The 18,975-nt window shown below is 65.6% G+C and carries 14 protein-coding genes; 6 read left to right on the forward strand and 8 right to left on the reverse strand.

Annotated elements, in window-relative coordinates:
• Positions 1–295: 295 nt before the first annotated feature.
• The 5 genes from JOF56_RS49445 to JOF56_RS49465 are packed head-to-tail and all read right to left on the reverse strand — an operon-like array spanning position 296 to position 9,157.
• Positions 296–3,415: an alpha-L-rhamnosidase gene (locus tag JOF56_RS49445; protein WP_209646382.1), complete on the reverse strand. Its 3,120-nt coding sequence runs from the start codon at positions 3,413–3,415 to the stop codon at positions 296–298.
• 3 nt (positions 3,416–3,418) lie between these two features.
• The gene (locus JOF56_RS49450; RefSeq protein WP_209646383.1) at positions 3,419–4,678 is read right to left on the reverse strand and encodes an ABC transporter substrate-binding protein; all 1,260 of its coding nucleotides are present in this window, start codon (positions 4,676–4,678) and stop codon (positions 3,419–3,421) included.
• Positions 4,679–4,680: 2 nt separating this feature from the next.
• The gene (locus JOF56_RS49455; RefSeq protein ID WP_209646384.1) at positions 4,681–7,395 is read right to left on the reverse strand and encodes an alpha-L-rhamnosidase; all 2,715 of its coding nucleotides are present in this window, start codon (positions 7,393–7,395) and stop codon (positions 4,681–4,683) included.
• On the reverse strand, positions 7,392–8,213 hold the full coding sequence (locus tag JOF56_RS49460; RefSeq protein WP_209646385.1) for a carbohydrate ABC transporter permease: 822 nt from the start codon (positions 8,211–8,213) through the stop codon (positions 7,392–7,394). The genes JOF56_RS49455 and JOF56_RS49460 overlap by 4 nt, the downstream gene beginning before the upstream one ends.
• Positions 8,210–9,157 (reverse strand): carbohydrate ABC transporter permease, encoded by a 948-nt coding sequence (locus JOF56_RS49465; RefSeq protein WP_209646386.1) that lies wholly within the window; start codon positions 9,155–9,157, stop codon positions 8,210–8,212. Before JOF56_RS49465 ends, JOF56_RS49460 begins: the two co-directional genes overlap by 4 nt.
• Positions 9,158–9,353: 196 nt before the next feature.
• Between JOF56_RS49465 and JOF56_RS49470 the strand changes: the two genes are divergently transcribed.
• Positions 9,354–10,385 carry a LacI family DNA-binding transcriptional regulator gene (locus tag JOF56_RS49470; RefSeq protein WP_209646387.1) on the forward strand — a complete coding sequence of 344 codons (1,032 nt, stop codon included), beginning with the start codon at positions 9,354–9,356 and terminating at the stop codon, positions 10,383–10,385.
• A gap of 46 nt (positions 10,386–10,431) precedes the next feature.
• Here JOF56_RS49470 and JOF56_RS49475 read toward each other — a convergent pair whose 3' ends face one another.
• Positions 10,432–14,355, reverse strand: a complete 3,924-nt coding sequence (locus JOF56_RS49475; RefSeq protein ID WP_209646388.1) for a S8 family serine peptidase — start codon at positions 14,353–14,355, stop codon at positions 10,432–10,434.
• A gap of 124 nt (positions 14,356–14,479) precedes the next feature.
• On the opposite strand from JOF56_RS49475, the gene JOF56_RS49480 reads away from it, so the two are divergent.
• Positions 14,480–15,433 carry a helix-turn-helix domain-containing protein gene (locus JOF56_RS49480; protein ID WP_209646389.1) on the forward strand — a complete coding sequence of 318 codons (954 nt, stop codon included), beginning with the start codon at positions 14,480–14,482 and terminating at the stop codon, positions 15,431–15,433.
• Here JOF56_RS49480 and JOF56_RS49485 read toward each other — a convergent pair.
• Positions 15,430–15,945 (reverse strand): VanZ family protein, encoded by a 516-nt coding sequence (locus JOF56_RS49485; protein WP_209646390.1) that lies wholly within the window; start codon positions 15,943–15,945, stop codon positions 15,430–15,432. The two genes, JOF56_RS49480 and JOF56_RS49485, sit on opposite strands and share 4 nt — an antisense overlap.
• 93 nt (positions 15,946–16,038) lie before the next feature.
• On the opposite strand from JOF56_RS49485, the gene JOF56_RS49490 reads away from it, so the two are divergent.
• Positions 16,039–16,593: a TetR/AcrR family transcriptional regulator gene (locus tag JOF56_RS49490; protein WP_209646391.1), complete on the forward strand. Its 555-nt coding sequence runs from the start codon at positions 16,039–16,041 to the stop codon at positions 16,591–16,593.
• Here the strand turns inward: JOF56_RS49490 and JOF56_RS49495 are convergent.
• Positions 16,590–17,165, reverse strand: a complete 576-nt coding sequence (locus tag JOF56_RS49495; protein ID WP_209646392.1) for a Rossmann-fold NAD(P)-binding domain-containing protein — start codon at positions 17,163–17,165, stop codon at positions 16,590–16,592. The two genes, JOF56_RS49490 and JOF56_RS49495, sit on opposite strands and share 4 nt — an antisense overlap.
• On the opposite strand from JOF56_RS49495, the gene JOF56_RS49500 reads away from it, so the two are divergent.
• Genes JOF56_RS49500 through JOF56_RS49510 form a run of 3 tightly spaced genes read left to right on the forward strand, consistent with a single transcriptional unit; the run spans position 17,149 to position 18,957 of the window.
• Positions 17,149–17,409: a hypothetical protein gene (locus tag JOF56_RS49500; RefSeq protein WP_209646393.1), complete on the forward strand. Its 261-nt coding sequence runs from the start codon at positions 17,149–17,151 to the stop codon at positions 17,407–17,409. The two genes, JOF56_RS49495 and JOF56_RS49500, sit on opposite strands and share 17 nt — an antisense overlap.
• Positions 17,410–17,424: 15 nt before the next feature.
• The gene (locus JOF56_RS49505; protein ID WP_209646394.1) at positions 17,425–18,288 is read left to right on the forward strand and encodes a hypothetical protein; all 864 of its coding nucleotides are present in this window, start codon (positions 17,425–17,427) and stop codon (positions 18,286–18,288) included.
• A gap of 9 nt (positions 18,289–18,297) precedes the next feature.
• On the forward strand, positions 18,298–18,957 hold the full coding sequence (locus JOF56_RS49510) for an extensin family protein (RefSeq protein WP_209646395.1): 660 nt from the start codon (positions 18,298–18,300) through the stop codon (positions 18,955–18,957).
• The last annotated feature ends 18 nt before the right edge of the window (positions 18,958–18,975 follow it).

Consider the following 18,975-nt stretch of genomic DNA (forward strand, 5'->3'; position numbering starts at 1 on the left):
AGGCATACCACATCACCTGCCCGGACAGAAGTCAGACACCAGACCCGATGCAGACGCCGACGACAGAGGCAAGGCAGAGCCCTGCGACCGGATGTCGTCCTGGGTGAACGACAGCGGCAGGCCCCTCATGGCTCTGACCGAGAACCCCACCTTGATCCATGGGCCTGCCCTTTAGTCCTGACGTGGCCGCCTCAGAGGCTTCGTGTCAAATCGAGCCGTCCCAGCCACAGACACCAAAGCCGGGATGCGAGCTGTTCGCAGGGTGGCGCGCTCTGCGAACAGCTCGCAAGAACAATCAGCCCGGAACAACGGTAAAGGCGAAAGACCCAGCCCCGGTCCGATAAACCGAATACCCGCCCTCAACACGCAGGAACTCAGCCCGGTCAGGTTTCCGAACCTTCTCCCCAGCCTGCACCGGAACCCAAACCTCACCAACAGTATTAGCCGGAACATCCACTGTCAGCCGGAACGAACGACCCGACCGGAACCATTCAGAGCCAACAGCACCCTGCCTCGTCTGGAAGCTACCCTTCACATGAGTAAGGTCACCAACAACCTTGGGCTGAATAACCACCAACTGGGGACCTTCAACACGAATCCCAGCCAACCCGGTATGGAACCACTCCTCAATCTGAGCAAGGATCATGTGGTTCTTCGAAGCCCCACGACCCCAGTTCTCACCGATGGTGGTCATCCCGCCGGGATTAGCAGTAGTCGACTGCATGAAGTACCCATAACTGGGCTGGTCGTCTTCCTGCAGCAACTCCCACAACACGTCGTCACGGCCACCAGCGGCAAGCGCACGGACAGTCGAAGCCATCCCGATTGTCCCGCCACTGAAATGCGGCCCATCCCCGTTGGGGTGGAACGCGTACACGAGCTCAACGAGCGCGGCAAGGACAGCCTGCCGCTCACTGTCCGGCACCAGCCCAGCATCCAGGGCCAACGCTTGCGCAGCCTGCGTCGCACCAACTGTTCCTGCGTTTCCGTCAGCTGTATACCGGCGGAGGGTGGTGTTGTAGAAGGCGGCGTTGAAAGACGTTTTGATGTCCTGGGCCAGTGTCCGGTATTTCCGGGCGTCGGCCTGGTGGCCGGTCAGCTCCGCCATCGTCGCGAGTTTGCTGATCATGACGTAGTAGCCCCACGTCCCGGTGATCCGGCCTGAGGTCTGCTCGGCGGAGATCCAGTCGGCGAGGGCGGCGTCGACGATGTGCGCCGGGCTCGCTTTCTGCCGCTGAATGTAGTCCGCGAACGCCACCATCTGGTCGTAGTATCGCGTCATTGTCTCGGTGTCGCCGTACATCTCGTACAACATCGAGGGGACAAGAACAATCGCGTTACCCCAGTTGATCTCATCACCGAAGCGTCCACTGTAGCCCCAGTCGTAGACGGGAGTCTTCAGAGCCACGTTGCCACGCATCGGCGTGTCAGCCATCGACTGGCCTTCCACGAGATGGCGCATTGTTGTCCGGAGGTACGCGCCGAGCTCGAAGTTGCGGTGGATGGCGCCCATCGGCATGGTGTAGTCGGCCGGGTAGGACAGCTTTTCCCGCCCCGGACAGTCGGTGAACACCGACATCATGTTCGACGCGAACGAATACCTGGCCATCGTGTGAATACGGTTGATGCGGGCGTTGGACGTGGAAACCTCGCCCGCCACAGGTGTGGCCGCCTGCAACCGAATACCCTTGACCAGGTCCTTGGTGGGTACGAATCCCTCGGGCAGACCAGTCACCTGAACCCACTGCATACCGAAGTAACTGAACTCCGGATGCCAGCTCTCCCGCGCGGAACCGGCTGTGGTGTAAGTATTGAACAGGTCGGTGCCCCGACTACCACCTCCACCCATCAGCGACGTCTGGTCCACAGTCCCGTTCGCGGCAAGGGACTCGGCTGGCGCGACGCGGATGGTCGTCCCCGCCGGGATTCGCCTGTCGGGATTCAGCTGAGGCCAGCCGACCATGTTCTGTCCGAAATCGAACACCCATGTGCCCGGCACCGGGTTGGTCACCGAGACCGGCGTGAACGTCTCAGCGATCTTGACCGGCTCGGCCGTCCTGGCCACGAGTTTGGTGGCGAGATTCGGCGGCGGCGCGAAACCGGCCGCGCCCCATGACATAGCTGATCCGTCCCGGCGCTTCGCGGTCGCCGAGAGGTCGGACCTCGGTAGATCCCAGCCCGGCTGTTCGCGGCGGGCGTCGTAGTCCGCTCCGGAGTACCAGGCGTCGGTGACGAGCGATCCGAGCGCGGTGTGCCAGGACCGATCCGAGACGATGACGTCGTTCTTGCCGTTGGCGTACGAGATCTCCAGCCGCGCGATCAACCGCGGCGTGACCGCGGCACCGGCACTGGGGTCACTCGCGGCGATGTTGTTGCCCGAACCAGTCACCGCCGCACCTGTTGTGTGCGGTTTGGACAGTGCGGGAGTGAATGTGATGCCGCTGCCTTCGATTCCGGTGATGGTGCGGGATTCCAGGTTCTCGCCGCCATTGCCGGTGTCGATGTTGACCGTGCCGCCGACATGGTAGTTGGCGACGTTGTCCAGCTGCACGACGGTGGTACCAGCCGCAGCATCGGCAGCGAGCACTCCGCTGCCTTTGAGCTGGCTCTGCCACCACGAGTACGGAGAATTCCTACCGACAGCCGCGTTGGTGACGCTTCGCCGGACGTACGCGGGACCGTTCCCGAGTTGAACGCCGAGTGTGTTGTCTCCCTTGTTCAAGCGATCTGTGATGTCGTAGGTCCGGTACTCGCTGGAGAGCTGGTAGTTCGAGTTCCCTGGCGCGAGTACCTCGTCAGTGAGCTTGTTTCCGTTGAGCGTCGGCAGCTGCAACCCGACGCCGGACAGATACAGCCGGGCCTGGCTGACGTTCCGGCCCACGGTGAACTGCCGGGCGAAGATCGGCATCGGCTGGCCCTCGGTCCGGCCCGGGTACTCGATCCACCGGGCCGCTCCCCAGTCGCTCTGCTGGAGCAGCCCCATTTCCCATGCGGCCGACCGGCTCCAGTCCGACGCCCGCGAGTCGGCATCCCAGACTCGCACGCGCCACACGACCCGGTCCCGCGAACCGAGTTTCCGGCCCGAATAACGAACTCCGGACTGGGTCGCGGACTTGACCCTGCCCGTGTCCCAGATGAGCCGCCCCTTCTTCAGGTCCAACTCGGTGGACGCGGCTTGGATCTGGTACGCGGTCTGCCGGTCGGCGGGACACACCCGTTGCCGGCAAGGATGCGCGGCGACCATCTGCCATGACAGCAAGGGGTTGCCGTCGTCGATGCCCAGCGGTTCGTCGTGCCGGTCGTTGACCCGCAGAGCGGTCACGTCCACATCGGATCTACCTGATGCCATGGCCGGTGCGGCAGGAAGAAGTAACGCGAGTGACAATCCCAGTCCGGCAGCGAGATGCCTTGACATGGTTCATGCTCCTGCCTTGTAGTCGGCGTCCATCGCGACGAGCATCTTGTCCGGGGTCGACTGTCCACTGAAGATCTCCTGCAGCCCGGTGAGCATCGTCTGCTGCACCTTCGCGTTGGGCCACAGCTGATCCATGAACGGGACAGTACGGTTGTCGTTGATGAACTTGCCGACCTCGGCCAGCGACGGGTCGGCGCCAAAGCCGGTGTCGGTCAGGGCAGGCAACCCACCCTGCTTGGTGACGAACAGGTTCATTCCCTGCGGGGACATCACGAAGTTCACGAACTTCAGCGCGAGGTCCTTGTTCTTCGTCTTGGCGTTGACGCCGTAACCGGCGCCGGCCGCTGCGGGCATAAGGGCCTTGGAGGCGTCGTCCGTGGCCGGAAGTGCCTTGATGGTGAACGTGCCGGCCGGGTTCTGCTTCTTGAGCAGGGCGATCACCCAGTTGCCCTGGATCATGCCCAGCGTCTTGCCGGTCGCGGCCAGTTGCTGGCTGGCCTCGTAGCTGGTGCCGAGCGGGTTCTGCTGGAAGCACCCGGTCTTGTCCATCTCGATGTACTTGGCCAGGGCGGTGTTCCAGGCCGAGCCCGCGAAAGTGGCCTGGCCGTCCTGCATCTTCTTGTCGAAGTTCTTGTCGTCGCCGTAGACGGTCGTGGCGACGAAGCTGTACAGCACCAACTGGGTCACCCACTTGTCCTGGATGCCCAGTGCGAATGCCGGAGTTCCCTTCGCGGCGGCCGCACGGCAGAAAGCCAGCAGTTCGGTGTAGGTCGTCGGCGGGGTGAGAGCGGCCTTCTCCATGGCTTGCTGGTTGTAGACGGCACCGATGGCGTTGAGGCCGAAGACCGCGTTGTAGGTCTTGCCTTCGTACTGGGTCACCGTCTTGACCGACTCCGGGTACTTCGCGGCCCAGGGCTGGCCGGACAGATCGAGTAAGTACCCGGGCTTGGCCAGGACATAGGTCGCGCCTGGGTTGCCGTTGCCCGGCCAGACCGACATCACGTCCGGTCCGGTGCCGGAGGCGAGCTGGGTCCGGATCTGCTGCTGGTACTGGTCGGCGCCGCTCGTGCTGAGACGTACCGTGACGCCGGGGTTGGCCGCCTCGAACGCCTTCACCACGTCCTCGACCGACCCCTGGTCCACCGAGGCGACGGTCAGGACGCTGGGTTCGGCGGTATTGCCACCGGTGCCGGCATTGGTGCCACCGCTGCAACCAGCCAGCAGAAGGACGGCCGCCAGGACTCGTACTACTGAGGACTTCATGACTACTCCCGCATAGAAGGGATCGGTGCGACAGCGCTGAAGACGTAACGGCCTGATGCCAGCCGCAACGTCACACCCCCAGCCGACGTCTCGGCTTTCAGAACCCCTGGCTGATCGGCCACCGGCAGGTCGTTCTCGAGCACGCTGTCCGGCTCTGCGGTGGGTACCTCCAGCACGGCGGTGCACCCTGGCGGCACCGTCGCGGTCACCGTGATCCGGCCATCGGCAAGCGACCATCCACACGCGATACGTCCGCGCACGGTGTCCTGCACTGCCCGGGCCCATGTGAGCGTGCCGCCGGGCAGCGGGCGCAGCAGCAGTTCGCTGTACGCCACCGAAGCAGGCGTCTGGTCGATACCGGCCACCCGCCCGAAGAGCCAGTCCCCCACGCTGCCGAGGCTGTAGTGGTTGAACGAGTTCATCGCGGCGGACTGGAACCCGCCGTGATCGGTCCACCCGTCCCAGCGCTCCCAGATCGTGGTGGCGCCGTGCCGGATGGAGTAGCCCCAGGACGGAAACTCCTCCTGGTGCAACAGGGCGTAGGCCAGATCGGCCCGGCCGTGGTCGGCCAGCACCGGGCAGAGCAGGGCCACGCCCACGAACCCGGTCGTCAGCCGGGTCCCGCGCTTCTCGATGTCGGCCGCCAGATGCTCGACCGCGCCTGCCACCAAGTCCTCGGGAAGCAGGCCGAACGCCAGTGCCAGCAGGTAGCCGGTCTGGGTTCCTCCTTCGACCGTGCCGTCCTCACCGACGTATGCCTCGACGAACGCCGCCCGGATCGCGGTGTGCAGGTCCCGGTATTCGGCCGCCTTGGACCGCAGTCCCAGGACCTCGGCCGCCTCGGCCACGATCTGGGTGCTGCGGGCGAAGTACGCGGTCGACAGCACGTCTCGTGGCGTGACCGCGTCGACCTGCAGCCAGTCGCCGTACGAATTTCCTGTGCGATGACGCCACCGCAGATCGGGATTGTGCCTGCGGATGTGCTCGATCCAGGCCGCCATCCCGCCGAAGCAACGTCGCAGCACACGTGAATCGCCGTAGGTACGCCACAGCACCCAGGGAATGATCACTCCGCCGTCGCCCCAGGCCGGTGCGGCCTCACGACGCATGGTGATCACCGGGGAGACATCGCGGAAAGCTCCGTCGGCGTCCTGGCCGTCCAGCACGTCGAGCATCCACCGCGCGAAGAACGCTGAGACGTCCGCGTTGCGCGTGGCTGTCGGGGCGAAGATCTGGGCGTCTGCCAGCCAGCCAAGGCGTTCGTCGCGCTGGGGACAGTCGGTGGGCACCGCGACGAAGTTGCCTCGCTGTCCCCACGTGATGTTGGACTGCAGCTGGTTGACCATCGGGTCCGAGCACTCGAAGTGACCAGTCCAGGGCGTGTCGTTGTGTATCACCTGTGCCGCGACGTCGGCGGCGTCCAGGTCGCCGGGGTAGTTGGCGACCTCGACATACCGAAAGCCGTGGAAGGTGAACTGCGGCTCGAATACCTCACGCTTGTCACCACAGGTGATGTACACATCTGTGGCCTTGGCGCTACGCAGATTGTCCACGTACAGCTCGCCGTCGGCCAGGATCTCGGCGTGCCGCAGAACGATCCGCTGCCCGGACTCGGCCTGCCGCACGGTGAGCCGTACCCGGCCGGTCAGGTTCTGTCCGAAGTCGACAATGAATCGGCCCGCTTCGGCCTGCCGCACACTGATCGGCGCCACGTCCCGGGTGACGCGTACGGGATGATCCGGCTCGGCGACCAGCGGTCCGGGGTCTGTGTCGAGCACCGCGACAGGCTGGAACTCCTCGCCTGATATGCGCGCAGTGTCCCATCCGGACACCTGTCGTCGCGCGTCGACACCTTGGCCCATCAGCAGATCGGCGGACTGGACCGCGCCGGGGCCCTCAGCCCAGGTGGCGTCGGTGGCCACCACCTGCCGGGAGCCGTCGGCGAAGTCGACCACCAGCTGGGCCAGCAACGCGGTGTCGTCCCCGTAGTGCTTGGCCGGACGGCGTGCGTCGAACCCGACGTACCCGCTCCACCAGCCGTCGGCGACGGTCGCGCCAAGAACATTGGGGCCTTCCTGCAACAGCTCGGTGACGTCATAGGTCTGGTACTGCAGCCTGTGGTGGTACTCCGTCCAGCCCGGCGCAAGCTCGATGTCGCCGACCTTGAAGCCGTTGAGCCTTGGTTCGTAGATTCCCCGAGCCGTGGCATACAACCGGGCTCGCACCGGCTGACGCTCCACAGTGAACTCGCGGCGAAGGTGCAACGGCGGCGGGCCGTCATGCGGATCTTCGTCGCTGGGCGGGTCGACGAGCGGCAGACCGTGTGGATCGCGGCCGATCCACACCGCTTCCCAGTCGTCCCGATGCAACAGGGCTGTCTCGAACCAGCTCTGCGCCACCGCTGCCGGGGCCCCTGTCTCGTCCCAGATCTCGATCCGCCAGTAGTAGCGCGTGGCCGATCGCAGAACCGGTCCGTCCCAAGGCACAAGCAGGCTGTCACCGGACTCGCGCCGGCCACTGTCCCACAGCAGACGGCTGTTGTCGTCGAGATCCGCCGTGCGCTCGGCCGCGGTGATCCGATAGGCGCTTTGGGCCGCCCCGCGCCGGGCACTGTCGAGTCGCCACGACAGCCGGGGGCGCGGTTCACCTACTCCCAAAGGTTCGTGTCGCTGCTCGGTCTGCAGTCCGTACAGCCGTATCAAGGACAACTGCGTCATCCCTTCAGTCCTCCGGCAAAACCGTTGATGATGCTGCGTTGCAGTGCGAAGTAGACGATCAGGACCGGCACCACGCTGATCAGCAGGGCCGCGAAGATCAGGTTCCAGTCGGAGACGTACTGACCGACGAAGCCGGCCACCGCGACCGGCATGGTCTGCTGCGCGCTGCCGCTGAGGTACAGCAACGGCGTGAAGAAGTCGTTCCACACCGCGACCGCGTTCAGCACAAGCGCGGTCACCGTGACCGGCTTGAGCATCGGGAACACGACATACCTGAAGACCTGCAACGGCGAGCAGCCGTCGATGACCGCCGCGTCCTCGAACTCGCCGGGCATCGCGCGCATGAAGCCGACGTAGAGGAACGTGGTGAACGGAACCTGCAGGCCCGAGTAGAACAGGATCAATGCCCACGCGGAGCCGAGCAGGCCGAGATCGCGCATGGTCTGGTAGAGCGGCAGAGCAGCGAGCTGGAACGGCAGCACCAGGCCCAGCAGGATCAGCAGGAACGTCCACTTCGACCACCGCGCGGTGACGCGGGCCAGTGGGTACGCCGCGAGTGCCGAGACGGCCAGCACGATGACCACGCTGCCCGCTGTGACCAGGAGACTGTTCATCAGCGCGCCGCCCAGAGCGCCCTGTTGCCAGGCCTCTGTGAAGTTGTCCCAGGTCGGCGACAGGGTGGGCGTGATCGGCGAGGACGTGTCCGACGGCGGCCGGACCGCGAGGTTGATCAGCACGTACAGCGGGAAGCCGACCACCAGGGCGATGGCGACCATCACCAGTTCCAGGCCGAACGTGCGCCAGCGGTAGCGGTTCACGAGGCAGCCCTTTCGTTGCGGGACAACACGAAGTACTGCCCGGAGGAGAAGACCGCCACGATGATCGTGAGCACCACCGCGAGCGCGATGCTGTACCCGAACTCGCCCAGCGTGAAGCCCTCCTGGTAGATCAGCGTCGAGATGGTGTCGGTGGCGTGTCCCGGCCCGCCGCCGGTCAGCGCGTACACCTGGTCGAACAGCTTGATCCCGCCGATGATCGACAGCATCAGGTTGATGGTGAACGCCGGTGCCAGCAACGGCCGCGTGACCGACCAGAACCGGCGTACCGGCCCGCAGCCGTCCATCGCCGCGGCCTCGTAGATCTCCTTGGGCACCGACTGCAGGCCGGCCAGGAAGATGACCATGGAGTAACCGCCGAACTGCCACACCACCACGGCGACCACGGACCAGAGCGCCAGGTCCGGGTCACCCAGCCAGTCCTGCTGCCACGACTCCAGGCCCACGCTCGCCAGCAGGCTGTTGACCGCGCCGTTCGGGCTCAACAGGTTGCGCCACAGGTACGCGGTGACGATCGGGGTGATCACCGCCGGGGCGAACAGGAACACCCGCAGGACGTTGCGCGACTTGATCATCGAATTGACCCCGAGCGCGAGCAGCAGCCCGAACCCGTTCTGGATGACCGTGACCGCCACCGCGATCAGCAACGTATGCCAGATCGCCTGGGCGGCAACGGGATCGCCGAACATTTCGACGAAGTTACCCATCCCGACGAAGGAGAAGTTCGGATCGAGGCCGTCCCAGTCGGTGAAGGCGTAGTACACGCCACGGGCGCTGGGCACCAGGACCACAAAGGCGAACAACAGCATGGCGGGCACCGCGAACCACCAGGGCGCGGCCGCGCGGCGGCGACCACGTACGGGGATCTCGCCGCCGGGCACGGCTCGTGCCCGGCCTGCAAGCTGGTCGTTCGGGGCTATCACCATTGACCGGCCCACCTTCTTGAAACGTTTCACTCGACAGCTGTGCGCAATGGGTAACGTTTCCTAAATGGTGCGGACGACCCTAGGAGCCGTCGTGGCATTACGTCAAGATGTCGGATGTTTCACTGGACGTGACGCAGGCCTGATCACCTATGATCCGTAGGTAACGTTTCCCATTTGTGACCCGAAGGAAGGCTGGATGAGTCCCTCAGCACCCCGGCGAGTCACCATTGTGGACGTCGCACGGCACGCCCAGGTGTCCACCACGACCGTGTCGAAGGTGCTCCGCAACGCCTACGGGGCCAGCCCCACCGCGCGGGCCAAGGTCCAGCAGGCGATCGCCGAACTGGGGTACCGGCCTTCGGCTGCCGCCAGGGGGATGCGCGGCCAGACGTACACCATCGGCGTGGTGCTGCCCGACATCCGCAACCCGTTCTTCCCCGAGATCCTCGACGGGGTGACCGAGCGGCTGCGTGACACCGACTACCACGTGCTGCTGGGGCCTGGCGGATGCGAAGGCGAACAGGCGGAGGCCGAGGTCACCGACGCGATGATCGATCGCGGCATGGACGGGCTGATCCTGGTCGCCCCGATGGCACCGCGATCCCGCCTCGACAAGGTCGCCGGCATCGTGCCGACCGTGGTCATCGGCCGGCACGGGCATTCCGCCGTGTACGACACGGTCGTGGACGACGACATCACGGGCGCCAGACTCGTGGTCGATCATCTGGCCGGGCTTGGGCACAGCCGGATCGCGCACATCGAGCACCACGAGACCGACTCCGCCAGGCTCGCGGAGATGCCCAACGCGATCCGGGCACAGGGCTACCGGCAGGCTATGCGCGCCCACGGCCTCGAAGCCGACATCGTGTCCACTTCCTATACACAGCAAGGGGGATACGACGGCGCGAAGCAACTGCTCGCCCGCACCAACCGGCCCACGGCGATCTTCGCCGGCGCGGACATCGTCGCCATGGGCGTGCTGCAGGCGGTCGCCGAGGCCGGTCTCACTGTCCCCGGCGACATTTCCGTCGCGGGTTACGACAACACCACGTTCGCCGCCCTCGGCCCGATCTCGCTCACCAGCGTGGATCAGGCCGGGCGGCAGATCGGCAGCAACGCCGCACGGCTGCTGCTGGACCGGATCGCAGACCGGCACACGCCGTCGGCGCAGATCAAGCTCTCCCCCACGCTGATCGCCCGCAGCACCACCGCTCCCCCGCCCCAGTAAAGCCAGACGGGCTGGTGAGCCAGTGCCCACCAGCCCGTGGATGTGCCTACTTCACCTGGTAGGCGTCGACGATCACCTGGCTGACCGAGTTGCCGTCCCGATCAGTGGCCTCAGCCTTGATCGTGACTGGCCCGGCGTTACGCGGGTTGATGACCGAGACATAGTGCGCATTACCTGTCCACCGCGTCACCAGGGCCTTGGTCCAGTTCTTGCCGCCGTCAGCGGAGGTCCATACCCGCAGGTCGCGTAGTGCGATCGGCTTGGCCGAGCTGGTTCGCGCTGTCATGGTGAAAGTGAACGGGCGACCGGCCCGCGTGGTGTCGTCGCCGGCCACGTCCAGCTGGTACGCCAACTGGATGAGCGGCTGCCAGGCGCACGGCTGCTTGTCGTTGAACAATGCTGTGTCCACGCAGGTGTACGGATCGCTCACGGTGCTCGCGGCAGGCCGGCTGGAACGGAAAGTCCAGTCGGTTGTCACGGTTGTTGCGCCGTGTGGTGCACCGAAACCATTGGTGTAGACGTCAGTCAGCCGATACGTACCCGCGTCGGCCGGAACCGAGTGGTAACGCGCGCCAAACGAGTCGTACTCGGGCGGGACTTCCTTTCCGTCGCGGTACAATCGGACTTCCTCAGTGCCAGGTTCGCCCGTGTACTGATGGTTCGGGTCAGAGGCGTCGGCGAACTGGCCGATTCCGACCGGGCTGAGCGAACGCAGCCGCAGCCGGTCACCCTGCCGGCAGTTGTCGCAGGCGTACAGTGCCAGCCCGTTCGCCGGTGTGTCCTTTCCGGACAGCGCCTGCATCGGCAGGACGGCCTCGTTCCAGTCCTCGGTCTCCTTGGCGCCACGGGTGAAACCACGCGAGGAGGTTCCGTGCCGGGACGCACCCGATGCGGGGTCGGTGAACCGGTAGGCACGGCTCCACAGCACGTCGTTGCCGGGAACGGTGTAGTACTCCGTTCTGGTGTCGGGTGCGGTGAACTCGTGGGATGCCCGGATGCTCAGCGTCTGCCCGGGGATAAAAGTGTGCTGGACCTCGGTGAAGGCCGAGACCGGTCCCCATTTGCCCTGCTTGGGCGTGAACCGGGCGTGGTAGGTGGTGTCGACCTGTGCCGTGTCCCGGTCGTACGAGAACAGGTTGATCCGGTCAGGGATGCGGTCACGCAGGTAGTAGACCGCCTTGTACTCGTACGGCGTGGTCGGCTTGGCCTGCAGGACAGCCGGCCACCGCGGGAGTTGCCTGGCCAGCTGCGCGGCCTCGGCACTGTCCAGCCACAGCAACGGGATCTTCATGTGCTTGACGTAGGCGTCCGCGTGCATGACCCAGGCGAGGTGGTTGTTGGTCAGCACCCCGGCAGCACCCTGGGCGATCGCCGAATCCATGTCCGCGAGGAAAGTCTGCAGCGGTGCCGGGGTGAGGAAGACCAGCTTGCCACGGACATCCTTGCCACCGCGCAGATCCTGCTCGCTCGCGAAGCCTGCCAACCGGTCACGGTCGAACTTCGGGACGAGTTCGTGGCGGTCGCTGACATACCGGGGATGCAGCGAATATCCCGGCACAGTAAGCGTCACCTGCGGCGCGATCCGGGTCTGGTCGGCGATGAAGCCCACCATGCCGATGCGCGCGGTCTTCTTGGTCGGCGAGACCCAGAAGCCACCGGGTGCGACGGCTGGGTAGCCGAACACCGAGCCACCGGTGTAGAGCTGGCCGGCCGCGCTCGACCGGTAGTGGAAGTAGCTGGCGATCACCGCTTCGGACGGCTGTTGCGTGCCGATGTCGACTCGCGCCATCTTTGTCGCGTCGAGCACGACCGTCCCGGCACCGTCCACAGTGAACTCAGGTTCGAACAGCAGGCCGTACTGGATCTGGCGGTCCGCCTTCGACCAGAACAGCGACGAGCTCAGCGAGTAGGTCGCCCCGCGGGCCAGCGAGATCTTCGCTTCCAGGGTGTTGGGCTTGCCGGTGGCCTTCCAGTTCATCACCCGGGTGCTGGGCTCGCCGGCGAACCGGATGTCCGTGTCACTGAGCAGTACCGCGTTCACGAAGGTGCTGGTCATGTTCAGCCAGCCGGGGTCGCCGACAAGTTGGACAGTCACAGTGTCCTGCTCGGCCTGCAGCCACAAGGCGATGGGCACGGTAAGTGTGCTGGTTCCACCGGTCGCGGTCAGTTTGCCGTCGTACCAGCCTGCCTGGGCCACGGTCGGGTCGAGGGTGACGTCGATGCTCGCGGTGGCCCCCGGTTCGACGGTCAGCGACGGGCGACTGACCTTGGCCATCCCTGCCGGGGCCGCGGATCCGTTGTGGGTCAGCTTCACCGACAGGTCCAGCGCGACTGGGGCCGACCCGGTGTTGCGGTAGTTCACCGTCTTGGTCAGGGCTTGGCCTTCGTACGGGTAGGTGACCCTCGCCGAAACCGCGGCAACGTCGTCGACAACAGGTTGGGTCACCGCCCGCCCGATGTCGAGCCGGCCGGAACCCTGTTCGTAGACGCTGAAACCGCCGTCCTTCGCCGTGCCCACAAGCGCGGCCTTCAGCTGCTCCGGAGTCCAGTCCGCGTGCTTCGCAGCCAGGATGCCCGCAGCAGCGGCGACGTGTGGCGTGGCCATCGACGTACCGGACGCGGCGGTGTACCGATCGTTCAAGGGCTGGCCCATCTTCGTACCCGCGGCACGGGCAGCGACGATGCCGACCCCGGGCGCGGTGATCTCCGGCTTGATCGCCAGGTCACCCACCCGCGGACCGCGGCTGGAGAAGTCGGCCATCCGGTCGTTGGCGTCCACCGCGCCGACGGTGAGCGCGGAGGAGGCGGCACCTGGTGCGGCGACGGTGAACTGGCCAGGGCCCGCGTTGCCCGCAGCGATCACGAACAGCGTGCCGTACCGGGCGGTGAGTTCGTTGACGGCCTGGCTGAGCGGGTCGGTGCCGTCGGTGGGACCGCCGCCGAGGCTCATGCTCACAACGTCGGCGTGCCCGGTTGTCACCTGCCACTCCATCGCCGCGATGATCGCGGAGTTGGTGCCGTAGCCGGCGTCGTCGAGTGCCTTGGCGATCGACAGTTTCGCGCCGGGCGCGGCTCCCTTGTAGCGACCGTTTGACGCGGCACCGGATCCAGCGACAGTGGAGGCCACGTGGGTGCCGTGGCCGTGCCGGTCCGTGACGTCCTCCGGGTTGCCTCCGCCAGGAGAGCCGGCCTCGACGAAGTTGCGTGCCACCGCGATCCGGCCCGCCAGGTCAGGATGGGTGGCGTCCACACCGGAGTCGATGACGCCGACGGTGGCGCCAGTTCCGTCGTACCCGGCAGCCCATGCGGTCGGGGCGCCGATCTGTGCGTTGCTGACGTCGTCGAGGGCCTTGACTTTGGCGTCCAGCCATACCTTGGTCAGACCGGCTCCGAGCGTGTTCGCGGCGGGGCCGCGGACCTTCTCCCAGAACGCTCGAGCCTGGTCCTTGCCCACCTCAAGGGCGGCGCCGTTGATGCTCGGCAGGGTCCGCCGGTCGGTGTTGCCGGGGATCGTTCCTGCTTCAAGGTCGAGTTGGGTGGCAGTCAGCTTCTGGTGGTACTGCACGATGACCGGAACGGCCTTCGTCCTGTCGTCGCCGTAGCCGTTGACCGCCAAGTAGTTCAGGTCGAACAGCTGCCGGTCCAGCAGTCCCGACGCCACCTGCGGCGCGGCCTCGTCGGGAATCAGGAAGTACTTGTCGCCGCTCTGCTCGGTGGTGTAGGTGAGAGCGTCGTTTCCAGGCCGTAGCTGCACGTTGACCGAGGCTCGGCCGGCAGCATCCTTCGAGAAAGTCACGGTGTCGCCCGTGATCAGCGTGATCGTGGTGGGCGCGACCGGGCGGGTGGCCTGGAACCCGGCCGGCGCGGCGGCGGCAGGTGCGACGACCGGCGGCACGACGGCCATCGTGGCGGCCAGGGCGACCGGGATGACCACGAGCCGCCGGGGTCTGAGGGGACGGGGTAAGCGCAAGGCGTCCTCCAGAAAGAGTTGATCAACCGGCCTAACCTTGCTGGTGGCGTGATCCGTCACACAAGTACGCCAACGAGGCTGATACCCGCCACCTGGCGGTATCCCGCCACAAGGAGGACTTGCCGTGCTGGAGCCCGTAGGTCTGTCCGAACTGGAGAGCCGCCTGTATGTGACGCTCATCCAGCACCCGCGCTCGTCTGCCGCGGAACTCGCGCTGCACTGCGAAGTCTCCACGACACAGGCCGCTCGCGCGCTCGCGTTGTTCGTGCGTAAGGGGATGGCCAGCCGGTTACCTGGGCGGCCGTCGAGTTACCTCGCGGTCGCGCCGGACATCGCCCTCCAGCCGTTGCTCGGCAGGCGGGAGGAGGAACTGCACCAGGTGCGTACGGCCGTGCACGAGCTGGCTCAGATGTTCCGCCGGGCGTCGCGATACACCCATCCGGCCGAACAGGTCGAGGTCGTCACCGGTGCCGACAACATTCTGAGCCGGGTCTTCGCCCTCCAGGAGAGCGCGAAGGTCAGCATTCGCGGCATCGACAAACTGCCGCACCTCATGATCGGCTCCTACGCCAACACAGCCAACGAGCAGCGCCGCCTCGCCGACGGCATCGAATACCGGGTCATCTACGACCGCGCGGTGGTCGGCATGCCGGAAAAGTTCGAGGAGATCGAAGGCTCCATCCGCTGCGGCGAACAGGCCCGCGCGGTGACCGACGCTCCGTTGAAGGTGTGGATAGCCGACGACACCAGCGCGCTGCTCCCGATGCGCAGCGACACATACACGATCGATGCGGCCTTCGTGCTGCACCCGTCCACGCTGCTCGACGCCGTCATCGCGCTGTTCGAGTCGGAATGGCGCCGCGCCACACCCATCCGCACCCCCACAGCGCACCAGGACCGGGCCACCAGAACGTTGTTGGGGCTGCTCGCAGCCGGTCTCACAGATGAGAGCATCGCCCGCGCTCAGGACGTCGGCCTGCGCACTGTTCAGCGCCGGATCCACGACCTCATGCGGGAACTCAACGTCGTCACCCGCTTCCAGCTCGCCCTCGCCGCGCGGGACAAGGGCTGGATCTAATGGTCCACTGTGGAACGCCGCGTGAACACCAGAACCCCGAGCACAATGCCCAGCAAACCGCCCGCGGTATTGGTCAGATAGTCCGAGAAACTGCACATCCGGCCGGGTATGGACCGCTGCGCGACCTCAATGGCCACAGGAAGGACGACAACGACGCTCGCCGCGATCCAGGCCCGTCCAGACGCCACCACCAACGCGGCTCCAAGCGGCATGAACAGCAGGACGTTCAGCATGCCGCCGCCGATACCTCCGCTCCCGTGCAGCGGCTCGCTCCACAACTGGGCTATCTCACCGGGCGAGCAATGTCCCTGATCACCCGGTAGTACCCCGTCCGGAGTGACCGTGAGCGCCACGACAGCACTGAGCCCTGCCCAGGCCACGACGCTTGCCCGGCGACGCCACCCCAGCGACCTGGCCAGCCAGCGCCCGACCGGATGGCTGAGCAGCATTCCGCACAGCAGCACGAGCAGGCTCGACCACGAGATCGGGACATGCGTCCCCAGCAGCTCCATCGGGCAGAAACACCTCCTGCCCATCGATCGGCCCGAGGGCGGCCGGTGTTGCACCAGCCCGGTCCTGACCACCCGTTGGGATAGCATCCAGGCATGTCGCCGACTCGGGCCGAACAGGCGGAGAAGACGAAGTCGGCCGTTCTGCAGACCGCGCGCCGGCTGTTCGTCGAGCATGGGTTCGACGCGACATCGCTCCAGCTGATCGCCGACACCATGGGCGTGACCAAGGCCAACGTCTACTACTACTTCCGGACCAAGATCGAGATACTGGAAGCCCTGTTCGAGGGCAGTGTCACGGGGCTTGCAGACCTGCTCGACAAGGCCGAGACGATCCAGGGCAAGCGTGCCCGGACGGAGTTCCTGGCCGAGGGCTTCGTCGACCAGGTCGTGACCGCGCACCGCACCCTCGCGCCGATGAACCGTACGGACCCGATCATCCGCCGCCACGAGGGCATCAGCCAGAGGCTTGACGAGCTGTCCGAACGAGGCATGCGACTGCTGTTCGGCGACAACCCAACACTCGACCAGCAAGCCGCCTACGCCATGCTCAACGACCTCGGACCGGCCATGCGACGCCTGAACGACCTGCCCGACGACGAGATGCGCGCTGTGCTCAAGCGACTCTGCATGCACATGCTCCGGGTCTAGACAGCGTTGTGCTCAATGAGACTTTTCGCGCAGGCGACAACGGTTTCCGCGGCAGGCCGCGCCTGCCAGCCGAGTAGTTCCTTCGCTTTGGCGGTGCTGTGGCGGTGACGACGGCCCAACGCGGGCATGATCTCCCGTAGCGAACGGTCGAAGACACCGCTGACCCGAACCACGAAGTCCGGCAGGTTCCTCGTGGGCACCTTTCCGGCCGCGTCGCCGACCCCGTCGCGCAAGGCGTTCGCGGCCTCGCTCATCCACATGAACTCACCGGTGGCAAGAAATCGTTGCCCCGCAGCTTCGGGTGCCGTCATCGCCCGGATGTGGATGTCGACGAGATCGCGCACGTCGACCACCTCGAAGCCGATCCGCGGTGTGCCAGGCATGCCTTTGAGGTCGGCGAGAACGAAACTCAGCCGATTCCCCGGGTCCGTCTCGGTCGCCACCGCCTGACGCACTATGTCCTCTTTGGACTTTGACCGTATCGTTGCCCGCACGCGAAACCCGCGCTTGAGCAGCTCCGCGACACACCAGCCCGCGACATACCCCGTCCCGCCGGTGATCAGAACCATCATCACAGCGGCCCTTCCAGATTTCATTAGCCGTCCGGCTAATGAAATCGACAATACAGCATCCTCCCCAGCCGTTGTTGATTATCGTACTTTCGTCACTTTGATATTAACTGCGAAAGTAGTCATGAATCAAGTAGTACCTGATCATCGTTTAGGCGGAATGGACGTATCCGGACAGGCTTGTGGCTCATACACTCGCTTTCGCTCCAGTAAAGGAAAAACCAACGGTTTGCTGCAGAAGTCATGACTGGACGGAGATCGAATGGACGACAGTGCAGGTCAGTTAGGCCGACGAGGTTTCGTTCTGGGGGTGGCCGGGCTTGCCTTCACCACCGTCGGCACCGCCACAGCACAACAAACTCTTTCCAAGGCAGCGGGCGTGGCCGTCCTTGGGCAGGCTGCGAAGGCGTTATGCCTGCTCGACACCAGCTGGGTCCTGGTCGATGAGGACGGTACGACCTATCCGACAACCGGGTTGGAGGGCGCCAACGTCATCGACGTCGCCGCTGACGACCGGGGTGTCCTGGCAGTCGGTTCGCGGCCGGCGCCGCCGTATACCGAGGCGACGATCTGGCAGTCGGCTGACGGCGTCGCGTGGCGTGAGGTCATGCGACTGACGGGTACGAACACTGAGTTCACCGGCGTTGGGTTCGGTCCGGGTACCGCGATGGCGCTGGGTTCGGCCCTCTCGGAAGAACGGGCGCCCAAGGGGACGATCGCCGCCCGCCGATGGCAGCGCATATGGACCGAGATTCCGGTCACCGGGCTTGAGCAGACCGCCGAGCAGGCGATCACCACGGTGTCGGGCAACCGTTCCGGCTGGGTCGCCGCCGCGATCACGCAGGAGGGCACCACTTTGTACCGCTCCCCCGACGGCTCGGCGTGGAGTACCGAAAGCACGTTGCTTGAGGACGCCGCAGTCCAGGGCCTGTTGCTGGAGCCGAACGGCATTCGCTGGGTCGCCAACACGATCGGTGGCTCCGCAGCGATCACAGGAACAGTCGGCGCTGGGCGTCAACCGGTGTCCGTGCGGCAGGACGCGCACGCGGTGGGCGCGGTGTGGACCCGGCGCGGTCCGCTCTCGTACTGGCTTGTCGACGGCCGCCTCGTCACGGCGAAGATCTGAGGAGGCCCAGTGATCACTTTCAGCGCGATCGACGGCACGCCGGTCTACTACTGGCGATCGAACCGCCCCAACACCACGACCCGCAACTGGCAGTGCACCCAGGAATTCTACGACCGTCTCGTACTCTGGATCCGAGACTTACGGTCACTGTCCACTGCGTACGGCACTGTGTCCTATATGGTCTCCGCCGGGTTCTACGTCAACAAGCCCGGCGAACACGGCGAGGGCACAGCCGTGGACATCGACCACATCCAGTGGAGCAGCGGAACCGTCTGCACACCCCTGGACAAGCATCACGCCTCAACCAATGCCGCGCTGCGCAGGCGATATCTCGCACTCGAGGCCGTCACCCGCCGCAGGTTCCGATACGTCCTCGACGGCTGGTACAACGCCGACCACGCCGACCACATCCACGGCGACTTCGGCGGCACACCGATCCGCCTGGTCACCGGTTCGAACAGCGACACCAAGTTCATCCAGGCCATGTGCAACAACTTCCGCGACGCAGGCCTGACAATCGACGGCGACTGGGGCCCGTTGACCCAATCCGCGTACAACTCCGCCAAGTCAGCACTGGGCATCACCGGCGACCCCACCAGCGGCGCCGCCCCGTACCAGCAAATGCTGTCCGCGATAGCCAAGCACGGATTCGCCAACACCACATTCTGACCCGGAACCCCGCCCGTC

The sequence above is a fragment of the Kibdelosporangium banguiense genome, assembly GCF_017876405.1.
Taxonomy (GTDB): Bacteria; Actinomycetota; Actinomycetes; order Mycobacteriales; family Pseudonocardiaceae; genus Kibdelosporangium; species Kibdelosporangium banguiense.

Coding starts and splice junctions, on each gene's coding strand:
- JOF56_RS49445 (WP_209646382.1), bottom strand. CDS start 3,415: ATGTCAAGGCATCTCGCTGCCGGACTGGGATTGTCACTCGCGTTACTT.
- JOF56_RS49450 (WP_209646383.1), bottom strand. CDS start 4,678: ATGAAGTCCTCAGTAGTACGAGTCCTGGCGGCCGTCCTTCTGCTGGCT.
- JOF56_RS49470 (WP_209646387.1), top strand. CDS start 9,354: ATGAGTCCCTCAGCACCCCGGCGAGTCACCATTGTGGACGTCGCACGG.
- JOF56_RS49465 (WP_209646386.1), bottom strand. CDS start 9,157: ATGGTGATAGCCCCGAACGACCAGCTTGCAGGCCGGGCACGAGCCGTG.
- JOF56_RS49490 (WP_209646391.1), top strand. CDS start 16,039: ATGTCGCCGACTCGGGCCGAACAGGCGGAGAAGACGAAGTCGGCCGTT.
- JOF56_RS49485 (WP_209646390.1), bottom strand. CDS start 15,945: ATGGAGCTGCTGGGGACGCATGTCCCGATCTCGTGGTCGAGCCTGCTC.
- JOF56_RS49495 (WP_209646392.1), bottom strand. CDS start 17,165: ATGATGGTTCTGATCACCGGCGGGACGGGGTATGTCGCGGGCTGGTGT.
- JOF56_RS49505 (WP_209646394.1), top strand. CDS start 17,425: ATGGACGACAGTGCAGGTCAGTTAGGCCGACGAGGTTTCGTTCTGGGG.
- JOF56_RS49455 (WP_209646384.1), bottom strand. CDS start 7,395: ATGACGCAGTTGTCCTTGATACGGCTGTACGGACTGCAGACCGAGCAG.